Genomic DNA, 19,091 nt, shown 5'->3' with positions numbered 1-19,091 from the left:
TTATCCCATTTATATAAACAGCATAAGAGTTAGCTAAATAAATATTATTTTAGCTCCTTAATATTAGAGATCTTTTTGCTTTGCCAATGTGAGTGGGGTAATTGCTGTTGTAAGGCATGCATGCTTTTCCAAATTGATTTCAGCGCCATATGGTTTGCTAACCATGTCGGCGCATTGCCGCCGCCATCGGCAATCACCGTATATTCAATAGCTATTCGTAGCGAGCCACCTTGCAGTTTAGGTGTTAACTTCCAATGAGCGTGATGAATGGTGACAATAAAAAAATCGTCAATGCTTTCGTCAAGAGCCATGGTTAAATTCTCAGGAGGAGCAAGTTGTGTCACCGACATATCAACGCTGAGATCATCATTTTGCCAAAAGCGAGAATGCAACAATAGTAGTCGCGGTTTTAATGGCCATATTTTTGAGAAAGTCACGAAAAAACTTTGCTCACTTGCTGATGCGTGAGTAAGTATTTTACTTTCTTGTGCGCCTTTTAACCAATTGGGCGTATTATCAACATCTTGAAGAAATAATAAAAAACCGGCAAGGCTTGATTCAACGATGAGTTTTGCTTGTATTTCAATTAAACCAGCGGCACTTTGCTGCGTTGGCAGTTGAGCATCTCTATAGCTGACACTTAAGTGACTATTATCTTCCCATACAGTCCAAGGCATATTGCTTGCGTGACAACTAAAGTGAGAGGTAAGTACAATAAATAGGAAAAAGATAAGTTTCATGAGATAAAATGTTGCCATTCAATAATGATTGGTTATAGCTATAGTTACTTGAAAAGGCTGCCATAGTAGATTTCTTTATTATATTTTACAATGTTATGTTGTACATAAGTTAGTGCCAAACGATGATTTTTATTGTCATTACTTTGTTTTAATTTGGCTTGTAAATTAACGTTTAAAGCTTCTTTAGCGTGAGATGACATAAATTCTCAATTAAAGCCCTTGTTTAAAAAGCGCAAGGCTTTTACAATCCCTATCCAAATAAAATATAAAAGGAGCTTTTGCTCTTTTTTATGTTTAAATGCCGAAAAATGCTAATAAAATGAAGTATTAGCTACTATTTTTAAATTAATTTTCAAGCGACGCTTGGTATGCGCCGCCACTGATAAGGAAAAATTATGCCTGTAATTACTCTCCCTGATGGTTCTCAACGCTCATTTGAGCAAGCTGTTTCTGTAATGGATGTCGCCCTTGATATTGGTCCTGGTCTTGCTAAAGCAACTATTGCTGGCCGTATTAATGGTGACTTAGTTGATGCGTGTGAGCTGATTGAAGCTGATGCAAACTTACAACTTATCACCAGCAAAGATAGCGAAGGTCTTGAAATTATTCGTCATTCATGTGCCCACTTATTAGGTCATGCTATTAAACAGTTATATCCAAACGTTAAAATGGCGATTGGACCTACGATTGATAATGGCTTTTATTATGACATCGATCTTGAAGAATCAATTACCGAAGACGATTTAGCTAAGCTTGAAAAGCGTATGACTGAATTAGCGCGTACGGGTTATGAAGTCGTTAAAAAAACAGGTTCATGGCAAGATGCCTACGATGCATTTACAGCACGTGGCGAAACTTATAAATTACAAATTCTTGATGAAAATATTGAGAAAACAGACACTCCTGCTTTATATCATCATGAAGAATATATTGATATGTGTCGCGGCCCTCATGTACCAAGTATGCGCCACTGCCATCATTTTAAATTAATGAAAGTTGCCGGTGCCTACTGGCGTGGTAATTCAGACAATAAAATGTTGCAACGTATTTACGGCACAGCATGGGCTGATAAAAAACAACTTAAAGCTTATATCGTACGTTTAGCTGAAGCTGAAAAGCGTGATCACCGTAAAATTGGTAAAACGTTAGACTTATTCCATTGGCAAGAAGAAGCGCCAGGCATGGTATTTTGGCATAACGATGGTTGGACTATTTACACAGAACTAGAAAAATTTGTTCGTGAAAAACTACGTTCATATGATTATGACGAAGTAAAAGCGCCAATGATGATGGACAGAAGCCTTTGGGAAAAATCAGGTCACTGGGATAAATATGCTGATGGCATGTTTACCACTGAGTCTGAAAAACGCGAATACGCTATTAAACCGATGAACTGTCCAGGGCACGTACAAATCTTTAACCAAGGCTTAAAATCGTACCGTGATTTACCATTACGTATTGCTGAGTTTGGTTGTTGTCATCGTAACGAGCCGTCAGGTTCACTACATGGCTTAATGCGTGTTCGTGGTTTTACTCAAGATGATGCGCATATTTTCTGTATGGAGTCACAAGTTCAAGCAGAAGTGACTAAATGTATTGAAATGGTTTACGACGTTTATGGCTCATTTGGTTTTGAAGATATTGTTGTAAAGCTGTCAACACGTCCAGAAAACCGTATTGGTAGTGATGAAATTTGGGATAAAGCCGAAGCTGGTTTAGCGCAAGCATTAACTGATAGTAATATTCAGTTTGAATATTTGCCAGGCGAAGGTGCCTTTTACGGGCCAAAAATTGAGTTTACCTTAATGGATTGTTTAGGCCGAGCTTGGCAGTGTGGCACAGTGCAACTTGATTTTGCTTTGCCAGAGCGTTTAGGTGCAACTTATGTTGGTGAAGACAACGAAAGATACACACCGGTAATGATTCATCGCGCTATTTTAGGATCATTAGAACGCTTTATTGGCATTTTGATTGAAGAATATTCCGGTAAATTCCCAACGTGGTTGTCGCCAACTCAAGTCACAATTATGAATATTACTGATAAACAAGGTCAATATTGTGAAAAAATTGTTAAAAAACTAAAAGAAAATGGCTTTAGAGCAAAACTAGACTTGAGAAATGAGAAAATAGGCTTTAAAATCCGCGAGCACACTTTGAAGCGAGTTCCTTATTTATTAGTTGTAGGTGATAAAGAAATGGAAGCAGGTGAAATTGCTGTTCGTACTCGAGGTGGTGAAGATTTAGGAAAAATGTCGGTTGATGACTTTATTACAAAATTATCAGGTGAAGTAAATAGTCGCCAAAGTGATAGTTTAGCGTAAAAAATATTCATTAACGGACACCCAGCATGGTTAATTATTATGACGAATAATCGAGATGCTAATTAACCAATATTTTATTGTGAAATATAGTATAATCAACGTCGCTTTAATTAAGCACAGTACTAACAGAATAAAATAATACTTATAAGATAAAAAAAGTTCTTTGGAGGAACATGGCTATTAAAGGTGGACAACGAGGCGGACGTAAAGAGCCAGCTCATCGTTTAAATGAGTTAATTACTGATATACCAGGCGACGAAATTCGTTTAATTAAATTTGACGGAGAGCCAGGTGGCATCGTTACATTAAATGAAGCAATGGATCAGGCTGAAGAAGCGGGCGTAGATCTTGTTGAAATTAGCCCTACGGCTAAACCACCGGTTTGTCGTGTCATGGATTACGGCAAGTTTATCTATGAAAAAGCTAAAGAACAAAAAGAACAACGTAAAAATCAGAAACAAATTCAGGTTAAGGAAATTAAATTCCGTCCTGGTACAGATGAAGGCGATTATCAGGTAAAACTACGCAACCTGAAACGCTTTTTAGAAGGCGGCGACAAGGTCAAGGTTACTTTACGTTTCCGTGGCCGTGAAATGGCGCACCAAGAGCTTGGTTTAGCTTTACTAACTCGCGTTAAAAACGATTTAGAAGAGTTAACTGTGCTTGAGTTCTTCCCGCGTCGTGCGGAAGGACGTCAAATGGTGATGGTCTTAGCCCCTAAAAATAGATAAAACTTGGTCTGAAAGTAATAAAGTATCTTCGGATACTTTATTCACCAACTTTATCTTTACGCTGGTAGTAAAGGCTTGCAAGTAAAGTAATATTTATTACTTTCGCCCTCGCTACTTAATATTTGGCATATACCTACGGGTATAAATGCGGAGTTATTCACATGCCTAAAATGAAAACCAATAAAGGTGCTGCAAAGCGCTTTAAAAAAACAGCTTCTGGCTATAAGTTCAAACAAGCTGGCCTTCGTCATATCTTGACTAAGCGTCGTACTAAAGTTAAGCGTCATCTTCGTGCTAAATGCATGATCGCCGCATCTGACATTAAGTCAGTTAAAAAACTTTTACGTCACGGTTAATTAGGAGATATAGAAAATGGCTAGAGTAAAACGTGGTGTACAAGCTCGTGCACGTCACAAAAAGGTTCTAAAGCAAGCTAAAGGTTATTACGGTGCACGTAGTCGTGTTTATCGTGTTGCTTTCCAAGCAGTAACTAAAGCAGCTCAATACGCTTACCGCGATCGTCGTCAACGTAAACGTCAATTCCGCCAGCTTTGGATCGCTCGTATTAACGCAGCAGCTCGTCAAAATGGTTTATCTTACAGCCGTTTCATTAATGGTCTTAAAAAGGCTTCTATTGAAATCGATCGTAAGATCCTAGCTGACATCGCAGTATACGATAAAGCAGCATTCACTTTCTTAGTTGAAAAAGCGCAAGCTTCTTTAGCTGCTTAAGACAGAATGTAAGCTGTAAAGCTTGAATAAAAGGACGCTTATTGCGTCCTTTTCTTTTTGCTTATTTTTATTTTATATTTGACGCTAAATAGAAAATAAAAATGAGTAACTTCAATAATACTTATGGGCGTTATTGAACTCGATATCAACACACGGTGAATTGGTATAATAGTTAATGCAAAAAGTCATCGTTTTTTCTTTAACGTGTATTATCAATTTAATCAGTCATTTAAGTTATTAAAGTAAACAGTTAGTTTAATTGAGAGAAAAATCATGAGTCTTAGCGACAAAGTTCTTGCGGTGAATAACGACCTGCCAATTCGTACAGATGCGCCAGTTCACAGTGGTAAAGTTCGTTCTGTTTATTGGTTAACCCAAGCCGATAGCAAACGCCTTATTGAAGAGAAGGGCTACAACGTACCTAGCGACACTGCATTAGCCATTATGGTTATTAGCGATAGAATATCTGCTTTCGATTGTATTTGGCATGGTGAAGGTGGTATGAAAGGTGTTCCTGGCAAAGGTGCAGCATTGAATGCTATTTCAAACCATTGGTTTAAACTGTTTAAAGAGCAGGGACTAGCTGATAGCCATATTCTTGATATTCCTCACCCTTTCGTCTGGATAGTGCAAAAAGCACAACCAGTAATGATTGAAGCAATTTGCCGTCAATATATTACGGGCTCTATGTGGCGTAGTTATGCTAAAGGTGAGCGAGAGTTTTGTGGTATTAATTTACCTGAAGGGCTAACGAAAGATAGTAAGTTACCAACATTATTACAAACACCATCAACCAAAGGTATTTTAAAGGGCATTCCAGGTGTTCCTGAGGCGGATGATGTTAATATTACGCGTAAGAACATTGAAGATAACTTCAGTGCTTTTAACTTTAAGTCGGTAGATGATATTGGTTTATATGAGAAGTTACTAACTCAAGGTTTTGATGTTATTGCCTCTGCATTAGCTGAGCTTGATCAAATATTTATTGATACAAAATTTGAATTTGGTTATGTAAAAGATAAAGTGGGTAACGATAAGCTGATTTATATGGATGAAGTTGGTACGCCAGATTCATCACGTATATGGGACGGCGAAGAATACCGAGCGGGTAACGTCGTTGAAAACTCAAAAGAAGGTTTTAGGCAGCTATTATTAAACCATTTCCCAGATCCTGATATCTTACTAAATAAAGATCGTATGGCTGAGCGTGAAGCATTAGCACGCGATAATGCACTACCTGTCGATGTACTAATGAATGTATCTAAAACTTACATTGATATTGCAGAAAAAGTGACTGGGCAAAAAATAGTACTTTCTGATAACCCAAAAGCCGAAATTGTTGATATTTTACGTCAGCAATACCAGCTAATTGATTAAGCTATATTACTGAAGTCATATGGCTTAAATAATATGGTTTAAGTCATTCTTTCGCTTAAAAGTGAACACAAAAAATGGCAATGATTGTAATATTATTGCCATTTTTTTTAGAATTTATTATTTACTCATTGGCTGAGTACAGGCTACTTTTTGCCACCATTTTTCAGTATTTCTCTTGCCATTTCATCAGCAATAACGCCCGTAGGTGAGTTGCTCAATTCAGCTTTTTGATAAATATCTAGTAAAGTATGATAAATTTCATGTACTTTTTTAGTCGACTTATCAGCATCATAATTATCTTCGAATGAGACATTAATGATACCGCCAGCATTAATAACATAATCTGGAGCATATAAAATCCCTTTTGTTAATAACATATGATCATGCGCAGGTGTTGCAAGTTGATTATTTGCACAACCTGCGATAATTTTTACTTTTAATCGGTTAAGGCTATCGTCATTAATTGTAGCGCCTAGAGCACAAGGGGCGTAAATATCAGCATCCTGATCGTAAATTTCATCTAAGTTGACAATCGTTGCGCCAAATTCATTTGCAGCTTTATCTAAAGCAAGCTTATTGATGTCGGTAATAATTAATTTAGCACCTGCATTATGTAGATGCTCACATAATGAATAGCCAACGCTACCTAAACCTTGTACGGCAACAGTTAAGCCAGTTAAATCATCACGCTTCAACTTGTGTTTTACGGAAGCTTTAATACCTAAGAAAGTACCAAGGGCAGTAAAAGGTGCTGGGTTACCACTTTTACCTTCGGTTCCAGTAACAAAAGGCGTTACGGTGTTAGTTATTGCAATATCTTGTGTGGTGATATTAACGTCTTCTGCACTTAAGTAACGGCCATTTAAGTTGTTCAATGCCTGACCAAAGGCTTTGAATAATCTCTCAGATTTTAGGATTTTAGCATCGCCAATAATAACAGATTTACCACCGCCCATGCTTAAGCCAGCCATTGCATTCTTATAGGTCATGCCTTTTGATAATCTCAACACATCTATTAAAGCGTCTTCATCATTAGCATAATCCCACATGCGACATCCGCCAACAGCAGCGCCAAGTGCCGTACTGTGTACTGCGATAATTGCTTTTAAACCACTGACTTCATCGCTACAAAAAACAACTTGTTCATGATCATCGAAGTCAGGTAAATCAAAGAATGCCATTGACATATATCTCCATAGCCACGCTAGAAAAGGCTTGTAAATTGTGTTGTAATTAATGAAATGCACCATAGCACTTAGCTTTTTTATAGACTAGCTAGGGTAGATAATTAACCCGAAGATTAAATGAGTTAAAGTGTTAAGTTAAAGCTACAGCAATTGCTATGAACGGTTTATGTAACTATGTTCTGAGTTCAGATAATATTATTTCTTAAGGTATGAAACTAATGACACAAGAAGTCGCAATGACAACACAAGAGCAGCAGCAATGGATTAAAGATCAGTATCAAGTTGCGACCAAATACTTAGCTGAGAAAGGGTTGGTAACGCAAAGTGTTACTGCAGAGGAAAGTCGTTACTTAACCCCAATGATTGCTATTTGGAAGTTAACAGTAACAGGTGGTAGTAAATATTGGGTAATTTGTGGTGATTTACCTACGGATCATAGCTCTATTGATGTCGCTACCACAGCAAGAGATGCCTTGAAGCACTTTTCATTAAAGTGGCAACTACAAGCTGAAAATTTATTACAGTCGGATAATAATGCTCAAAAAAACTTTGCTGGTTTCTTAATTAGTAGAGCAGAGGGGTTGTATCAGGTGTGTGACAACGAAAGCTTATGGCAAGCTTAGGTGATCAATTTTAAACAGATTTTATTCTGTGTTAACTATATTAGTGGTTAAGGTAATACTTAGCGCTATCAATATTTTTTAATGCTTCATTTATTGAGCATGCCATACGTTGTTTTGGCATGCCAGCTTCCATATAAACAGAGCCTATAGGGTAAAACTCATGCTCAGTAAAATAGCTTACTTTATCTAATGGACTTGAAATAAAAACTTCCTTTAATGATAACTCTTTAGCGATACTAAATAAGCCTTTCATAATAAACTTATCAACTTTTTTATTTCTATAACCAATAACAACCGCAATGCGGCTTATTTCACCTTGAGGAGATATTCTGCCAGTGGCAATAGGCTCTTGGTTTTTATCATCACAGACAAGCATGTGATAAGCAGTACGATCACCGTTATCAAATTCAACCTTTTTAGGGATACGTCTTTCACAAACAAATACTTTTTCACGGATATTTTTTAACAATGGGGCTGCCTGTTGCCATTTTACGCGGCTAATACTATAAGACATTGTTACCTCTATGAAATCATAAATAAATAGAAGGAGGTGAGCCTTTTCATTACCTATCATTAACATCAAAGCAACGTATTTAAATTCTACCCCTTTAATAAACACTAGTTAACGATTAACAATTAATCAAACACAATAGTGGAAATTATTGCTACCTTTTTAGAAAAACAGCAATAAAAAAGAAGACCGAAGTCTTCTTTAAGTAATTATAACATTGCGCTAACGTTTATTTTAATTCATCAATAAAGTCAACAGCACGGCCAATGTAGCCACCTGGAGTTAATAAGCATAATTCTGCTTTAACTTCTTCAGGAAGCTCAAGGTTATTGATAAATTCGCGCATAGACTCAGCATTAACACGTTTACCACGCGTTAATTCTTTAAGTTTTTCATATGGCTTTTCAATACCGTAGCGACGCATTACTGTTTGTACTGGCTCAGCTAGTACTTCCCAGTTATGGTCAAGCTCGTGTGCTAAGTTAGCTTCATTGACTTCTAACTTGCTAATACCTTTCAATGTTGCTTGGTAGGCAATTAGTGCGTGTGCAAAACCAACACCTAAGTTACGTAATACTGTTGAATCAGTTAAGTCACGCTGCCAGCGAGAAATAGGCAGTTTTTGTGCTAAGTGACTAAATAATGCATTAGCAATACCTAAGTTACCTTCTGAGTTTTCAAAATCAATCGGGTTAACTTTATGTGGCATAGTTGAAGAGCCAATTTCACCTGCAATTGTTTTTTGTTTAAAGTGACCTAGAGCAATGTAGCCCCAAATATCACGGTCAAAATCAATTAAGATAGTGTTGAAACGAGCAACTGCGTCAAAAAGCTCAGCAATATAGTCATGCGGTTCAATTTGTGTGGTAAAGGCATTCCATGTTAAACCTAAAGAGGTAACAAATTCGTCAGCAAAGCCATGCCAGTTAACTTCAGGGTATGCACTTAAGTGAGCATTATAGTTACCTACAGCGCCATTAATTTTACCTAGTAATTCAATGTTAGCAATTTGCTCGCGTTGACGTTGTAAACGTACATAAACATTCGCCATTTCTTTGCCTAGCGTACTAGGTGAAGCAGGTTGACCGTGTGTACGACACATCATAGGGATTGATTTATACTCAATCGCTAAACTTTTAATGCTTGCTAAAATTTCATCGATAGCTGGTAATAATACTTGCTCACGACACTCTTTCAACATTAAACCGTGTGAAAGATTGTTAATATCTTCTGAGGTACAAGCAAAGTGAATAAATTCAGTAACCGCGTTTAATTCAGCGTTATCAGCAATTTTTTCTTTTAAGAAGTATTCAACCGCTTTTACATCATGGTTAGTTGTTGCTTCAATGGTTTTAATGCGCAGTGCATCTTGCTCTGAAAAATTATCAACAATAGCGTTTAATACCTTATTAGCTTCATCGCTAAAAACAGGAACTTCATTGATTTGGCTAGTATTACTTAATTTTTGTAACCAACGTACTTCAACGGTTACGCGATATTTGGTTAAACCAAACTCACTAAAGATAGGACGCAACGCGCTTGCTTTGCTGCCGTATCGACCGTCAACGGGTGAAATTGCAGTTAATGCTGAAAGTTCCATAATGTTTTCCTAAAGTTATATATTAAATATGTTAATAGCGTTAAGTTTTTACAGTTATTTATTTTGTAAAATTAGCAGGTTAAATTTGTTTTAGTAATGTTTGAGCAGTCTCAACCATTTTTTTACGATTAAACAATATTTGCCTTCTTTTACCGCCAACCTGACGCCATAAAACGGCAGCCCTGATACCGGCAAGTAATAATGCTCTAATTTTATATTGATTTACGGTTTGCTTTAATATTTGAGGCTCACCCGTGACTTGAATTTTTTGCCCTAAAGGACTGATCACATCACTATAAATACTGGCAAAACTTGCAATAAGGGTTTCACTGGTTAAATCATAATGTTCAAGTTGGCGTTGGGTCGCGTTAATACGCTCGCCAAGGTTATCAAGTTGCTTGGGTTGCTTTGCTAAGCGTCTTTCTAAATTAATGAGGCTAATGACATAGCGTGTAAATTCAGGATCTTTTTGATTATTAGCACTATCGCTACCTAAATAATTTACTAATAACGATAAACCTTTTTTGAGGTTCATTAAGTCATTGCCGTATACTGCTAAAGTATTCTCGGGAGATGTTTCAATTAAACTTTGCAGTAACACACTAAAGTCGTCATCTGAAATATAACCTTTTTTAGATACTTGCTGTACATGATAAGCAACTTGGCAAATAGCAGCAAAAGTAATGATTTTATCTTTCATTTTTTCTCTATATAAATTCGATATTCATGGGCATACGGAGCATTATTATTCGCTATGACTAGCGAATAAGCGTATTAATAATACCGCCGCCTAAACAAACTTCGTTTTGATAAAATACAACGGATTGTCCTGGGGTTACTGAGCTTTGTTGTTGATCAAAGTCTATTTGGTACTCATCATTTGCTAGAGGTGTCACGGTACATGGCACATCATCTTGTCGGTAACGTGTTTTGACGGTGCACTTAATACTACTTTTTAATGGTGTGCGGTCAACCCAGTCGAGTTGATTTGCAATCAGCCCTTTTGAAAATAGACGAGGGTGGTTATGTCCTTGGCCAACAATAAGTACGTTACGTAATAAATCTTTTTCAACAACATACCAAGGCTCTTCACCTGCATTGGCTAAACCACCAATACGTAAGCCTTTACGTTGCCCTAAGGTATGGTACATTAAGCCGTCATGATGACCTACTGCTTCACCTTCAGCTGATTCTATAATGCCTGGCTTTGCAGGTAAGTACTGTCCTAAAAAGTCTTTAAATTTTCGCTCACCAATAAAACAAATACCGGTACTGTCTTTTTTATTGTGAGTAACTAAGCCAGCTTGCTCTGCAATAGCTCTTACTTCTGGCTTTTCAATGTGGCCAACTGGAAATAGGGTTTGTGCTATTTGGGCTTCATTTAACGTATATAAAAAGTAGCTTTGATCTTTGTTGTTATCTAACCCGCGGATCATTAACCATTTATCATCGCGAAGCTCACGCTGAACATAATGCCCGGTTGCAATGTAGTCTGCACCTAAATCTTCACAAGCAAACTCTAAAAATGCTTTAAATTTAATTTCTTTATTACACATAATATCAGGGTTAGGTGTTCTGCCTGCCTTATATTCAGCCAAAAAGTACTCAAAGACGTTATCCCAATATTCAGTGGCAAAGTTTATGGTGTGTAACTTAATTCCTAGCTTATCGCATATGGCTTGTGCATCTTTTAAGTCATCAGCTGCAGCACAATACTCATCGGTATCATCTTCTTCCCAGTTTTTCATGAACAAGCCTTCAACTTGATAACCTTGTTGCTGTAATAAATAAGCTGAAACTGAAGAGTCTACACCGCCAGACATACCAACGATGACTTTGATTTGCTCAGGCGATTTATTGTTTTCGGCGGTTAAAGTGCTTATTTTGCTCATAAATTACTAACTTCTGAATGTTTTTATCTAGAAAAAGGAGTATAAAAGTAAACGAAAATCGAATACTTAGTACCTTTATTGGTATTTGCTGTCAATAAAGGGCGCGAAATTATAGCACGGTGTCAGCTTAGGATATAGGTCAAAGCATCGATTTTAAATGAGATAGTAATATTTTATTGCCAGATAAATAATCTTCTATGCATTCAAGCACTAAGGGGCTTCTAAGTTGGGATGCTTTGTTTTTAATTTCATTCAGTGATAACCAATGGGTGGTAATAATATCGTCATCGTTGGGCGTACCAACTAAAGGGTTATCTAATTCAATAACAAAACAAAACCTTAAAAAATAAAGCTGAGCTTGTTGATGATAAAAATAATATATTCCTGATAGATAGTCGGGAGATAAACTCAAACCTGTTTCTTCTAATACTTCGCGTTTAATTGCTTCTATTAAATCTTCATGCTTTTCAAGGTGTCCAGCAGGTTGATTGAAAACAGTTCTTCCTTGTTCAAATTCTTCAACTAATAAAAACTTACCTTGATGGTGAATAACCGCTGCTACCGTGGTATTAGGTTTAAATTGTTTATCTCCATGGTGTTCATTTGTTGTATGTTCATGATTAAGGCTCAAGGCGATATTCTCCATTCGCGATATTGTCAATATTCCATTGACCTATACCATAGCGAATTAAACGTAACGTAGGATAGCCAATATTAGCTGTCATTCGCCTTACTTGGCGGTTTTTACCCTCGGTTATTTTAATTTCTAACCAAGTTGTGGGGATAGCTGCACGTTCCCTTATAGGAGGAATACGATCCCATACTTTAGGGGCCGTCATAACACTAACTTTCGCAGGTTTAGTTATACCATCTTTTAACTCGACCCCTTGGCGTAACTTATCTAAATCGTTTTCTTGTGGCGCGCCTTCAACTTGAACCCAATAAGTTTTTTCGGTTTTTTTACTCGGGTTGGCAATCTGGTGTTGAAGTTGACCGTCGTTCGTTAGCACTAATAAACCTTCACTATCTCGATCAAGTCTTCCTGCTGCATAAACGCCTTCAATATTGATAAAATCTTTTAATGTTCGTCGTTGTTGTTGTTCATCGGTAAATTGGCATAAAACATCAAAAGGTTTATTAAATAGGACAATTTTTCGCTCGCCTATTAATGGTTTCACTTTAGCTTTAGGTTTTGCCTTATGTCTTGTATAGCCGTTGTTTTTCTTCATTTTGCTGCTTAGTCCCAAGAAAATAAATTATTCAAGCGCTTGTTAGGCTATTTTAATACGCTTTGAATTACTATACTATGCGTGCGCAAATAAATTTTATGCTTGGGTGAATATTAATTACTTTTTAGTGCATTTATATGCATTTCATCTTGGCTTTTAGCTAAATTACAGTAGGAAACTCAATGAGCACTGATAACTCTAAAATCATTTATACTATTACCGATGAAGCGCCAGCATTAGCGACGTATTCTTTACTGCCAATTATTCAAGCTTATACTGCTTCTTCTGGCATTAATGTTGAAACACGTGACATCTCTCTAGCAGGTCGTATTCTTGCTAATTTCCCTCAATACTTAACAGCTGAACAGCGTATTGATGATGCTTTGGCTGAGTTAGGTGAGTTAGCGAAAACACCTGAAGCAAATATTATTAAATTACCTAACATTTCAGCATCAATCCCTCAGTTAGAAGCTGCAATTAAAGAGCTACAAGCTAAAGGTTATAAGCTGCCTAATTATCCAGCAGAGCCTAAAACAGATGAAGAAAAAAGCATTAAAGCAACTTACGCTAAAGTATTAGGTTCAGCAGTAAATCCAGTATTACGTGAAGGTAACTCCGACCGTCGTGCTCCAGGCTCGGTAAAACAGTATGCACGCAACAACCCACATTCAATGGGAACTTGGTCTAAAGAGTCTAAATCTCACGTTGCGCATATGGCATCAGGTGACTTTTACGGTAGTGAAAAGTCGGTAACTATTAATGGTGCAACGTCAGTAAATATTGAGTTTGTTGCAGAAAGTGGTGATGTTACTGTTTTAAAATCTGATTTACCTTTATTAGATAAAGAAATTATTGATGCGTCAGTAATGAGTAAATCAGCATTGGTTGAGTTTTTTGAAACTGAAATCAATAAAGCTAAAGAAGAAGATGTTTTATTATCACTTCATTTAAAAGCAACCATGATGAAAGTGTCTGACCCAATTATGTTTGGTCACGCAGTTAAAGTATTCTATAAAGATGTATTTGCAAAACATGCGGCAACATTTGAAGAACTTGGTGTTGATGCTGATAACGGTATTGGTGATGTTTACGCAAAGATTGCTAGCTTACCAGCAGAGAAGAAAGCAGAAATTGAAGCTGACTTACAAGCGGTTTATACAACTCGTCCAGAAATGGCAATGGTTGACTCAGACAAAGGCATTACTAATTTACACGTACCAAGTGATGTAATTATTGATGCGTCAATGCCTGCCGCTTTACGTGCTTCTGGTCAAATGTGGGGACCTGACGGAAAACAAAAAGATACTAAATTTATGATCCCAGATCGTAACTACGCGGGTGTATTCTCTGCTGTTGTTGATTTTTGTCGTGAAAATGGTGCGTTTAACCCAACGACCATGGGTACAGTGCCTAACGTTGGTTTAATGGCGCAAAAAGCTGAAGAGTACGGTTCGCATGATAAAACATTCACTATGACTGGTGCTGGTGTTGTTCGTGTAGTGAATACTCAAGGTGAAACCTTAATTGAGCAAACTGTTGCTCAAGGTGACATCTTCAGAATGTGTCAAGTTAAAGACGCGCCAATTCAAGACTGGGTTAAATTAGCAGTAACTCGTGCTAAAGCCACTAATGTTCCTGCTATTTTCTGGTTAGATGAAAATCGTGGTCATGATGCACAAATGATTAAAAAGGTTAACACTTACCTAGCAGACCACGATACAACAGGTTTAGATATTCAAATCCTTGAGCCAGTAAAAGCTTGTGAATACACATTAGCACGTGCAGCTAAAGGTGAAGATACTATTTCTGTAACGGGTAACGTTTTACGTGACTACTTAACTGATTTATTCCCTATTTTAGAGTTAGGTACTAGTGCAAAAATGTTATCAATCGTACCATTAATGAATGGCGGCGGTTTGTTTGAAACAGGTGCAGGTGGTTCAGCTCCTAAGCACGTACAGCAGTTCGAAAAAGAAAACCACTTACGTTGGGATTCTTTAGGTGAGTTTTTAGCACTAGCGGCTTCTTTAGAGCACTTAAGTGTGAATACAGGTAATGCTAAGGCACAAGTGTTAGCTGATACACTAGATAAAGCGACCGGTGAGTTTTTAGATAAAAACAAGTCACCATCACGTCGTGTTGGTGAGTTAGACAACCGTGGTAGCCACTTCTACTTAGCACTTTATTGGGCACAAGCATTAGCTGAGCAATCTACAGATTTAGAATTAAAAGCGTTATTTACTGATGTCGCTCAATCATTAACAGCACAAGAAGAAGCCATTGTTAATGAACTAAATACAGCTCAAGGCCCAGCGCAAAATATTAACGGTTACTACTTTGCTGATGTAGCACTTGCAGAGCAAGCTATGCGTCCGAGTACAACATTAAATACTATTTTAGCTAGCTTAGTTTAATTGAGTTTAATTGAGCTTAATTGAGTTTAATCAAAACGCTAGATTATTAAGTATGAAGCACTAGCAATGAGTTAAGTTGCCAGTAACTTTTATTGAAAACGATGCTTTTTAGCATCGTTTTTTTATTTGTGGGTTTTGGTATGCGCGGTACTGCCTTAGTTAACCTCAACTTGGTTTAAGAAGTGTTCAGCAAATTAAAAATAAATTTTTATATGCTGACTACGGTGAGATAGTTTTTTAATTCAAGAAAAATTCATGCGCCAATAAGGAGCTATTGCAAGTGAATTTGACAAAGAAGTTAGTAAAAATAGTCGCTATAGAAAGGTTTACTAAGCAGAACTGAGGTTGATTGCTTATTACAGCGCTAAAAAAACACAGCAAATGCTGTGTTTTTGAAATGTATTTACAAGATGAAAATCTTTATTATTATTTCTATTCTATTTCATCGTCTGTTGGTTTTATACTTGCTGCATGATGACCTTTAGGGCCCTCATTAAGTTCGTAATTGACATCCTGTCCAGCTTTTAATGTTCGGTAGCCATCCATTTCTATCGTTGAATAGTGTGCAAAAATATCATCCCCGCCACTATCTGGACGAATAAAGCCAAAACCTTTCGCATTATTAAACCATTTAACTGTTCCGTGAGCCATACATCTACTTCCTTCTATATCCTTTAGTATTTAATTATGGTTAACTTAACCCATAGTTTGTGCCTATTAATAAAAAATTATTCAAATAGACAACAAATTGGCGACTAAAAATCAGTCACTGTTCAAATCGTAGATAAATTATAAAATTAGTCAAGTTAAAACGTGATTTTTTTGTTTTTTTGTTCTATTTATACGCAAAATTAATGCATTAAAAATTACAGCAAAAATAAGCAGTAGATACTAAGATATAAATATGAGTAATTGGAAAGAGTTAATTGATACTCAAGATTTTGTAGAAGAAGAAATCAAGAGTGATTTAGAAGAGCCGGCTAAGTATCACGTGTTTTTATTAAACGATGATTACACGCCGATGGATTTTGTGGTTGAGGTGTTACGACAATTTTTTAATAAAAATGAAGAGGAGGCTACAGAGATAATGCTAACGATTCACTACCAGGGTAAGGGCCTATGTGGCACATTTACTGCAGAAATTGCAGAAACCAAAGTGGATTTTGTTGAACGCTTTGCTTATGAACATCAACACCCGCTTAAGTGTGTATTAGAAAAAGCCTAAATTTGTAAATTGGAGTACCTATGCTAAATAAAGATTTAGAAGTTTCATTAAATTTAGCCTTTCGTCAAGCTAAAGAATCACGCCACGAATTTATGACAGTAGAGCATTTATTGTTGGCATTACTTGATAACCCTTCTGCCATAGAAGCGCTTAGTGCTTGTGGCGCAGATTTAGTTCGATTGCGTAAAAGCCTACTTGATTTTATCAGTGAAACAACCCCGATGATTCCGTTGGGTGAAGAAGAGCGAGAAACCCAACCAACATTAGGTTTTCAACGTGTTTTACAGCGTGCTGTTTTTCATGTTCAATCTTCAGGAAAAAGTGAAGTGAGTGGCTCTAATGTACTTGTCGCTATTTTTAGTGAACAAGAATCTCAAGCTGCTTACATTTTAAAAAAATCAGACATTAGTCGTTTAGATATTGTTAATTATATTTCACATGGTATTGCTAAAATAGATGATGGTACTTCCAGTCAACCACTTGATGGTGAGTCACATACGGAAGAAGAACCACGTACCATTGAGAACTTTTCAGTTAATTTAAATGAAGAAGCGATAAAAGGTAATATAGACCCTTTAATTGGTCGAGATGACGAACTTGAGCGAACATTACAAGTTTTGAGCCGGCGTAGAAAGAACAATCCTTTATTTGTTGGCGAAGCAGGTGTAGGTAAAACGGCTATTGCAGAAGGTTTAGCTAATTTAATTGTCGCGAAAAAAGTTCCTGAGTTCTTAGCGGATGCAACTATCTATTCTTTAGATATGGGAGCGTTACTCGCTGGCACTAAATATCGAGGTGACTTTGAGAAGCGTTTTAAATCATTACTTAAAGAGTTAGAAGCGGATAAAAACGCAGTACTGTTTATTGATGAGATTCACACTATTATTGGAGCAGGAGCTGCATCGGGCGGTATGATGGATGCCTCTAATTTAATTAAACCATTACTTTCCGCAGGTAAGATTCGTTGTTTAGGCTCTACAACATATCAAGAATATCAAAGTATTTTTGAAAAAGATCGCGCATTAGCGCGCCGCTTCCAAAAAATAGATATTGCTGAGCCAAGTGTTGCTGATACCACTAAAATTTTACAGGGATTAAAAGATAAATACGAAAACCATCACGGTATTCGTTATACCAATAAGGCTCTACATGCGGCAGCACAGTTGTCCGCCAAATACATTAATGAACGTTTTCTACCTGATAAAGCAATTGACGTTATTGATGAAGCTGGCGCTAAGCAACAATTAGTTGCGCCGAGTAAGCGTAAAAAAGTGATTAACAACATTGATATTGAAAGTGTTGTAGCAAAAATGGCCAGAATACCTGAAAAATCAGTTTCTTCTTCAGAAAAAGATGGTTTAAAAAATCTTGATCGTAATTTGAAATTAGTGGTATTTGGCCAAGATAAAGCTATTGACGAATTAACCTCAGTGATCCGCCTCTCTCGTGCTGGTTTAGGCAATGAAGAGAAGCCTATAGGCTCATTCTTGTTTGCAGGACCTACTGGGGTTGGTAAAACTGAAGTAACTCAACAATTAGCGAAAATATTGGGCGTTGAGCTCTTACGTTATGATATGTCAGAGTACATGGAGAAACACGCTGTTAGCCGTTTAATTGGTGCTCCTCCTGGTTATGTGGGGTATGAGCAAGGTGGCTTATTAACAGATGCTGTTATTAAGCATCCACATGCGGTTGTTTTACTCGATGAAATTGAGAAAGCCCATGAGGATGTTTATAATATTTTATTACAGGTGATGGACCACGGTACTCTAACGGATAATAATGGTCGAAAAGCTGACTTTAGAAATATCATCCTAGTATTAACGACCAATGCTGGTGTACAAGAAACGGTAAGGCAGTCAATTGGTTTTAAACAACAAGATCATAGCTTAGATGCTTTAAGTGAAATTAATAAGGTATTTTCGCCTGAGTTTAGAAATCGCTTAGATAATATTGTCTGGTTTAATCATTTAGGCACTGATGTTATTCAGCAAGTAGTTGATAAGTTTATCGTTGAGCTACAAGCACAGCTGGATGAGAAAGGTGTATCGTTAGAGTTAAGTAAAACAGCTAAGCTATGGTTAGCTGAGCATGGTTACGATAAAGCCATGGGGGCAAGACCAATGTCACGCTTAATACAAGAACACTTAAAGAAAGCACTTGCCAATGAACTGCTTTTTGGTGAACTAACACAAGGTGGAGTGGCGAAGGTTGATGTTAAAAAAGACAAACTCGTGATCAACTTTGAAAACAAGAAAGAACTTATTGCTGAGAAGTAATTACGGAGTATTCCTTGTCGAGAGGTAACTGTCGTTATCGATGAAAATAACCAGGCGTGCAGAAAAAGCTCTATTTAGTAATAAATAGAGCTTTTTATTAACAATCTGTCTCGTCCTGAAATGTATTAACAAAAGGATGTTAATACATAGAAATGAGAAACACAGAAACGAAAAAAGCTACGAATAGTCGTAGCTTTTTTCGTTTTACATTATGTGGCTCCCCAAACTGG

At 36.9% G+C, this 19,091-nt stretch carries 18 protein-coding genes; 9 read left to right on the top strand and 9 right to left on the bottom strand.

Translation table 11 applies throughout. From position 1 onward, the window contains the following. Positions 1-44 precede the first annotated feature (44 nt). Positions 45-677 (bottom strand): hypothetical protein, encoded by a 633-nt coding sequence (locus tag KO495_RS03255; RefSeq protein WP_215978962.1) that lies wholly within the window; start codon positions 675-677, stop codon positions 45-47. Positions 678-1,135: 458 nt separating this feature from the next. Here KO495_RS03255 and thrS point away from each other — a divergent pair, with 458 nt between their 5' ends. The 5 genes from thrS to KO495_RS03230 all read left to right on the top strand — a co-directional run bounded on the left by thrS (position 1,136) and on the right by KO495_RS03230 (position 5,901). After that, positions 1,136-3,061 (top strand): threonine--tRNA ligase, encoded by a 1,926-nt coding sequence (gene thrS / locus KO495_RS03250; RefSeq protein ID WP_215978961.1) that lies wholly within the window; start codon positions 1,136-1,138, stop codon positions 3,059-3,061. Between the two features lie 173 nt (positions 3,062-3,234). Continuing rightward, a complete protein-coding gene (gene infC, locus KO495_RS03245; protein WP_215978960.1) occupies positions 3,235-3,792 on the top strand; it encodes a translation initiation factor IF-3 in 558 nt (185 codons plus the stop codon). A gap of 161 nt (positions 3,793-3,953) precedes the next feature. Further along, on the top strand, positions 3,954-4,148 hold the full coding sequence (gene rpmI, locus KO495_RS03240; RefSeq protein WP_033094689.1) for a 50S ribosomal protein L35: 195 nt from the start codon (positions 3,954-3,956) through the stop codon (positions 4,146-4,148). Positions 4,149-4,164: 16 nt separating this feature from the next. After that, complete coding sequence (gene rplT, locus KO495_RS03235) at positions 4,165-4,524, top strand: 50S ribosomal protein L20 (RefSeq protein ID WP_215978959.1); 360 nt, start codon at positions 4,165-4,167, stop codon at positions 4,522-4,524. 273 nt (positions 4,525-4,797) lie between these two features. Then, positions 4,798-5,901 carry a phosphoribosylaminoimidazolesuccinocarboxamide synthase gene (locus KO495_RS03230; RefSeq protein ID WP_215978958.1) on the top strand — a complete coding sequence of 368 codons (1,104 nt, stop codon included), beginning with the start codon at positions 4,798-4,800 and terminating at the stop codon, positions 5,899-5,901. Between the two features lie 143 nt (positions 5,902-6,044). Here KO495_RS03230 and KO495_RS03225 read toward each other — a convergent pair whose 3' ends face one another. Continuing rightward, entirely contained in the window at positions 6,045-7,082 is a 1,038-nt protein-coding gene (locus KO495_RS03225; protein WP_215978963.1) for a Glu/Leu/Phe/Val dehydrogenase, read from the bottom strand. A gap of 224 nt (positions 7,083-7,306) precedes the next feature. Between KO495_RS03225 and KO495_RS03220 the strand changes: the two genes are divergently transcribed. Beyond that, positions 7,307-7,711 (top strand): DUF4826 family protein, encoded by a 405-nt coding sequence (locus KO495_RS03220; RefSeq protein ID WP_215978957.1) that lies wholly within the window; start codon positions 7,307-7,309, stop codon positions 7,709-7,711. A gap of 40 nt (positions 7,712-7,751) precedes the next feature. On the opposite strand, the gene KO495_RS03215 is transcribed toward KO495_RS03220, so the two are convergent. The 6 genes from KO495_RS03215 to KO495_RS03190 all read right to left on the bottom strand — a co-directional run bounded on the left by KO495_RS03215 (position 7,752) and on the right by KO495_RS03190 (position 12,943). Beyond that, entirely contained in the window at positions 7,752-8,225 is a 474-nt protein-coding gene (locus tag KO495_RS03215) for a GNAT family N-acetyltransferase (protein ID WP_215978956.1), read from the bottom strand. 226 nt (positions 8,226-8,451) lie between these two features. Continuing rightward, positions 8,452-9,822 (bottom strand): adenylosuccinate lyase, encoded by a 1,371-nt coding sequence (gene purB, locus KO495_RS03210; RefSeq protein ID WP_215978955.1) that lies wholly within the window; start codon positions 9,820-9,822, stop codon positions 8,452-8,454. Positions 9,823-9,901: 79 nt separating this feature from the next. Then, complete coding sequence (gene hflD, locus KO495_RS03205) at positions 9,902-10,522, bottom strand: high frequency lysogenization protein HflD (RefSeq protein WP_215978954.1); 621 nt, start codon at positions 10,520-10,522, stop codon at positions 9,902-9,904. A 58-nt stretch (positions 10,523-10,580) separates the two neighbouring features. Next, positions 10,581-11,714 (bottom strand): tRNA 2-thiouridine(34) synthase MnmA, encoded by a 1,134-nt coding sequence (gene mnmA / locus KO495_RS03200; protein ID WP_215978953.1) that lies wholly within the window; start codon positions 11,712-11,714, stop codon positions 10,581-10,583. Positions 11,715-11,853: 139 nt separating this feature from the next. Then, the gene (locus tag KO495_RS03195) at positions 11,854-12,345 is read right to left on the bottom strand and encodes an NUDIX hydrolase (protein ID WP_252738781.1); all 492 of its coding nucleotides are present in this window, start codon (positions 12,343-12,345) and stop codon (positions 11,854-11,856) included. Beyond that, positions 12,335-12,943 (bottom strand): pseudouridine synthase, encoded by a 609-nt coding sequence (locus KO495_RS03190; RefSeq protein ID WP_215978951.1) that lies wholly within the window; start codon positions 12,941-12,943, stop codon positions 12,335-12,337. Before KO495_RS03190 ends, KO495_RS03195 begins: the two co-directional genes overlap by 11 nt. A 182-nt stretch (positions 12,944-13,125) precedes the next feature. Between KO495_RS03190 and KO495_RS03185 the strand changes: the two genes are divergently transcribed. Continuing rightward, positions 13,126-15,357: an NADP-dependent isocitrate dehydrogenase gene (locus KO495_RS03185; protein WP_215978950.1), complete on the top strand. Its 2,232-nt coding sequence runs from the start codon at positions 13,126-13,128 to the stop codon at positions 15,355-15,357. Positions 15,358-15,789: 432 nt separating this feature from the next. Here the strand turns inward: KO495_RS03185 and cspD are convergent, their stop codons facing one another. Further along, on the bottom strand, positions 15,790-16,008 hold the full coding sequence (gene cspD, locus KO495_RS03180) for a cold shock domain-containing protein CspD (protein WP_215978949.1): 219 nt from the start codon (positions 16,006-16,008) through the stop codon (positions 15,790-15,792). 253 nt (positions 16,009-16,261) lie between these two features. On the opposite strand from cspD, the gene clpS reads away from it, so the two are divergent. Continuing rightward, entirely contained in the window at positions 16,262-16,582 is a 321-nt protein-coding gene (clpS, locus tag KO495_RS03175) for an ATP-dependent Clp protease adapter ClpS (RefSeq protein ID WP_215978948.1), read from the top strand. A gap of 20 nt (positions 16,583-16,602) precedes the next feature. Next, positions 16,603-18,861, top strand: coding sequence for an ATP-dependent Clp protease ATP-binding subunit ClpA (gene clpA, locus KO495_RS03170; protein ID WP_215978947.1), 2,259 nt, complete (start codon positions 16,603-16,605; stop codon positions 18,859-18,861). The last annotated feature ends 230 nt before the right edge of the window (positions 18,862-19,091 follow it).

Source organism: Colwellia sp. D2M02, from assembly GCF_018860755.1.
Taxonomy (GTDB): Bacteria; Pseudomonadota; Gammaproteobacteria; order Enterobacterales; family Alteromonadaceae; genus Colwellia; species Colwellia asteriadis.
The sequence above is the reverse complement of the archived record's forward strand: the minus strand, read 5'-3'. Positions and strand labels throughout refer to the sequence as shown.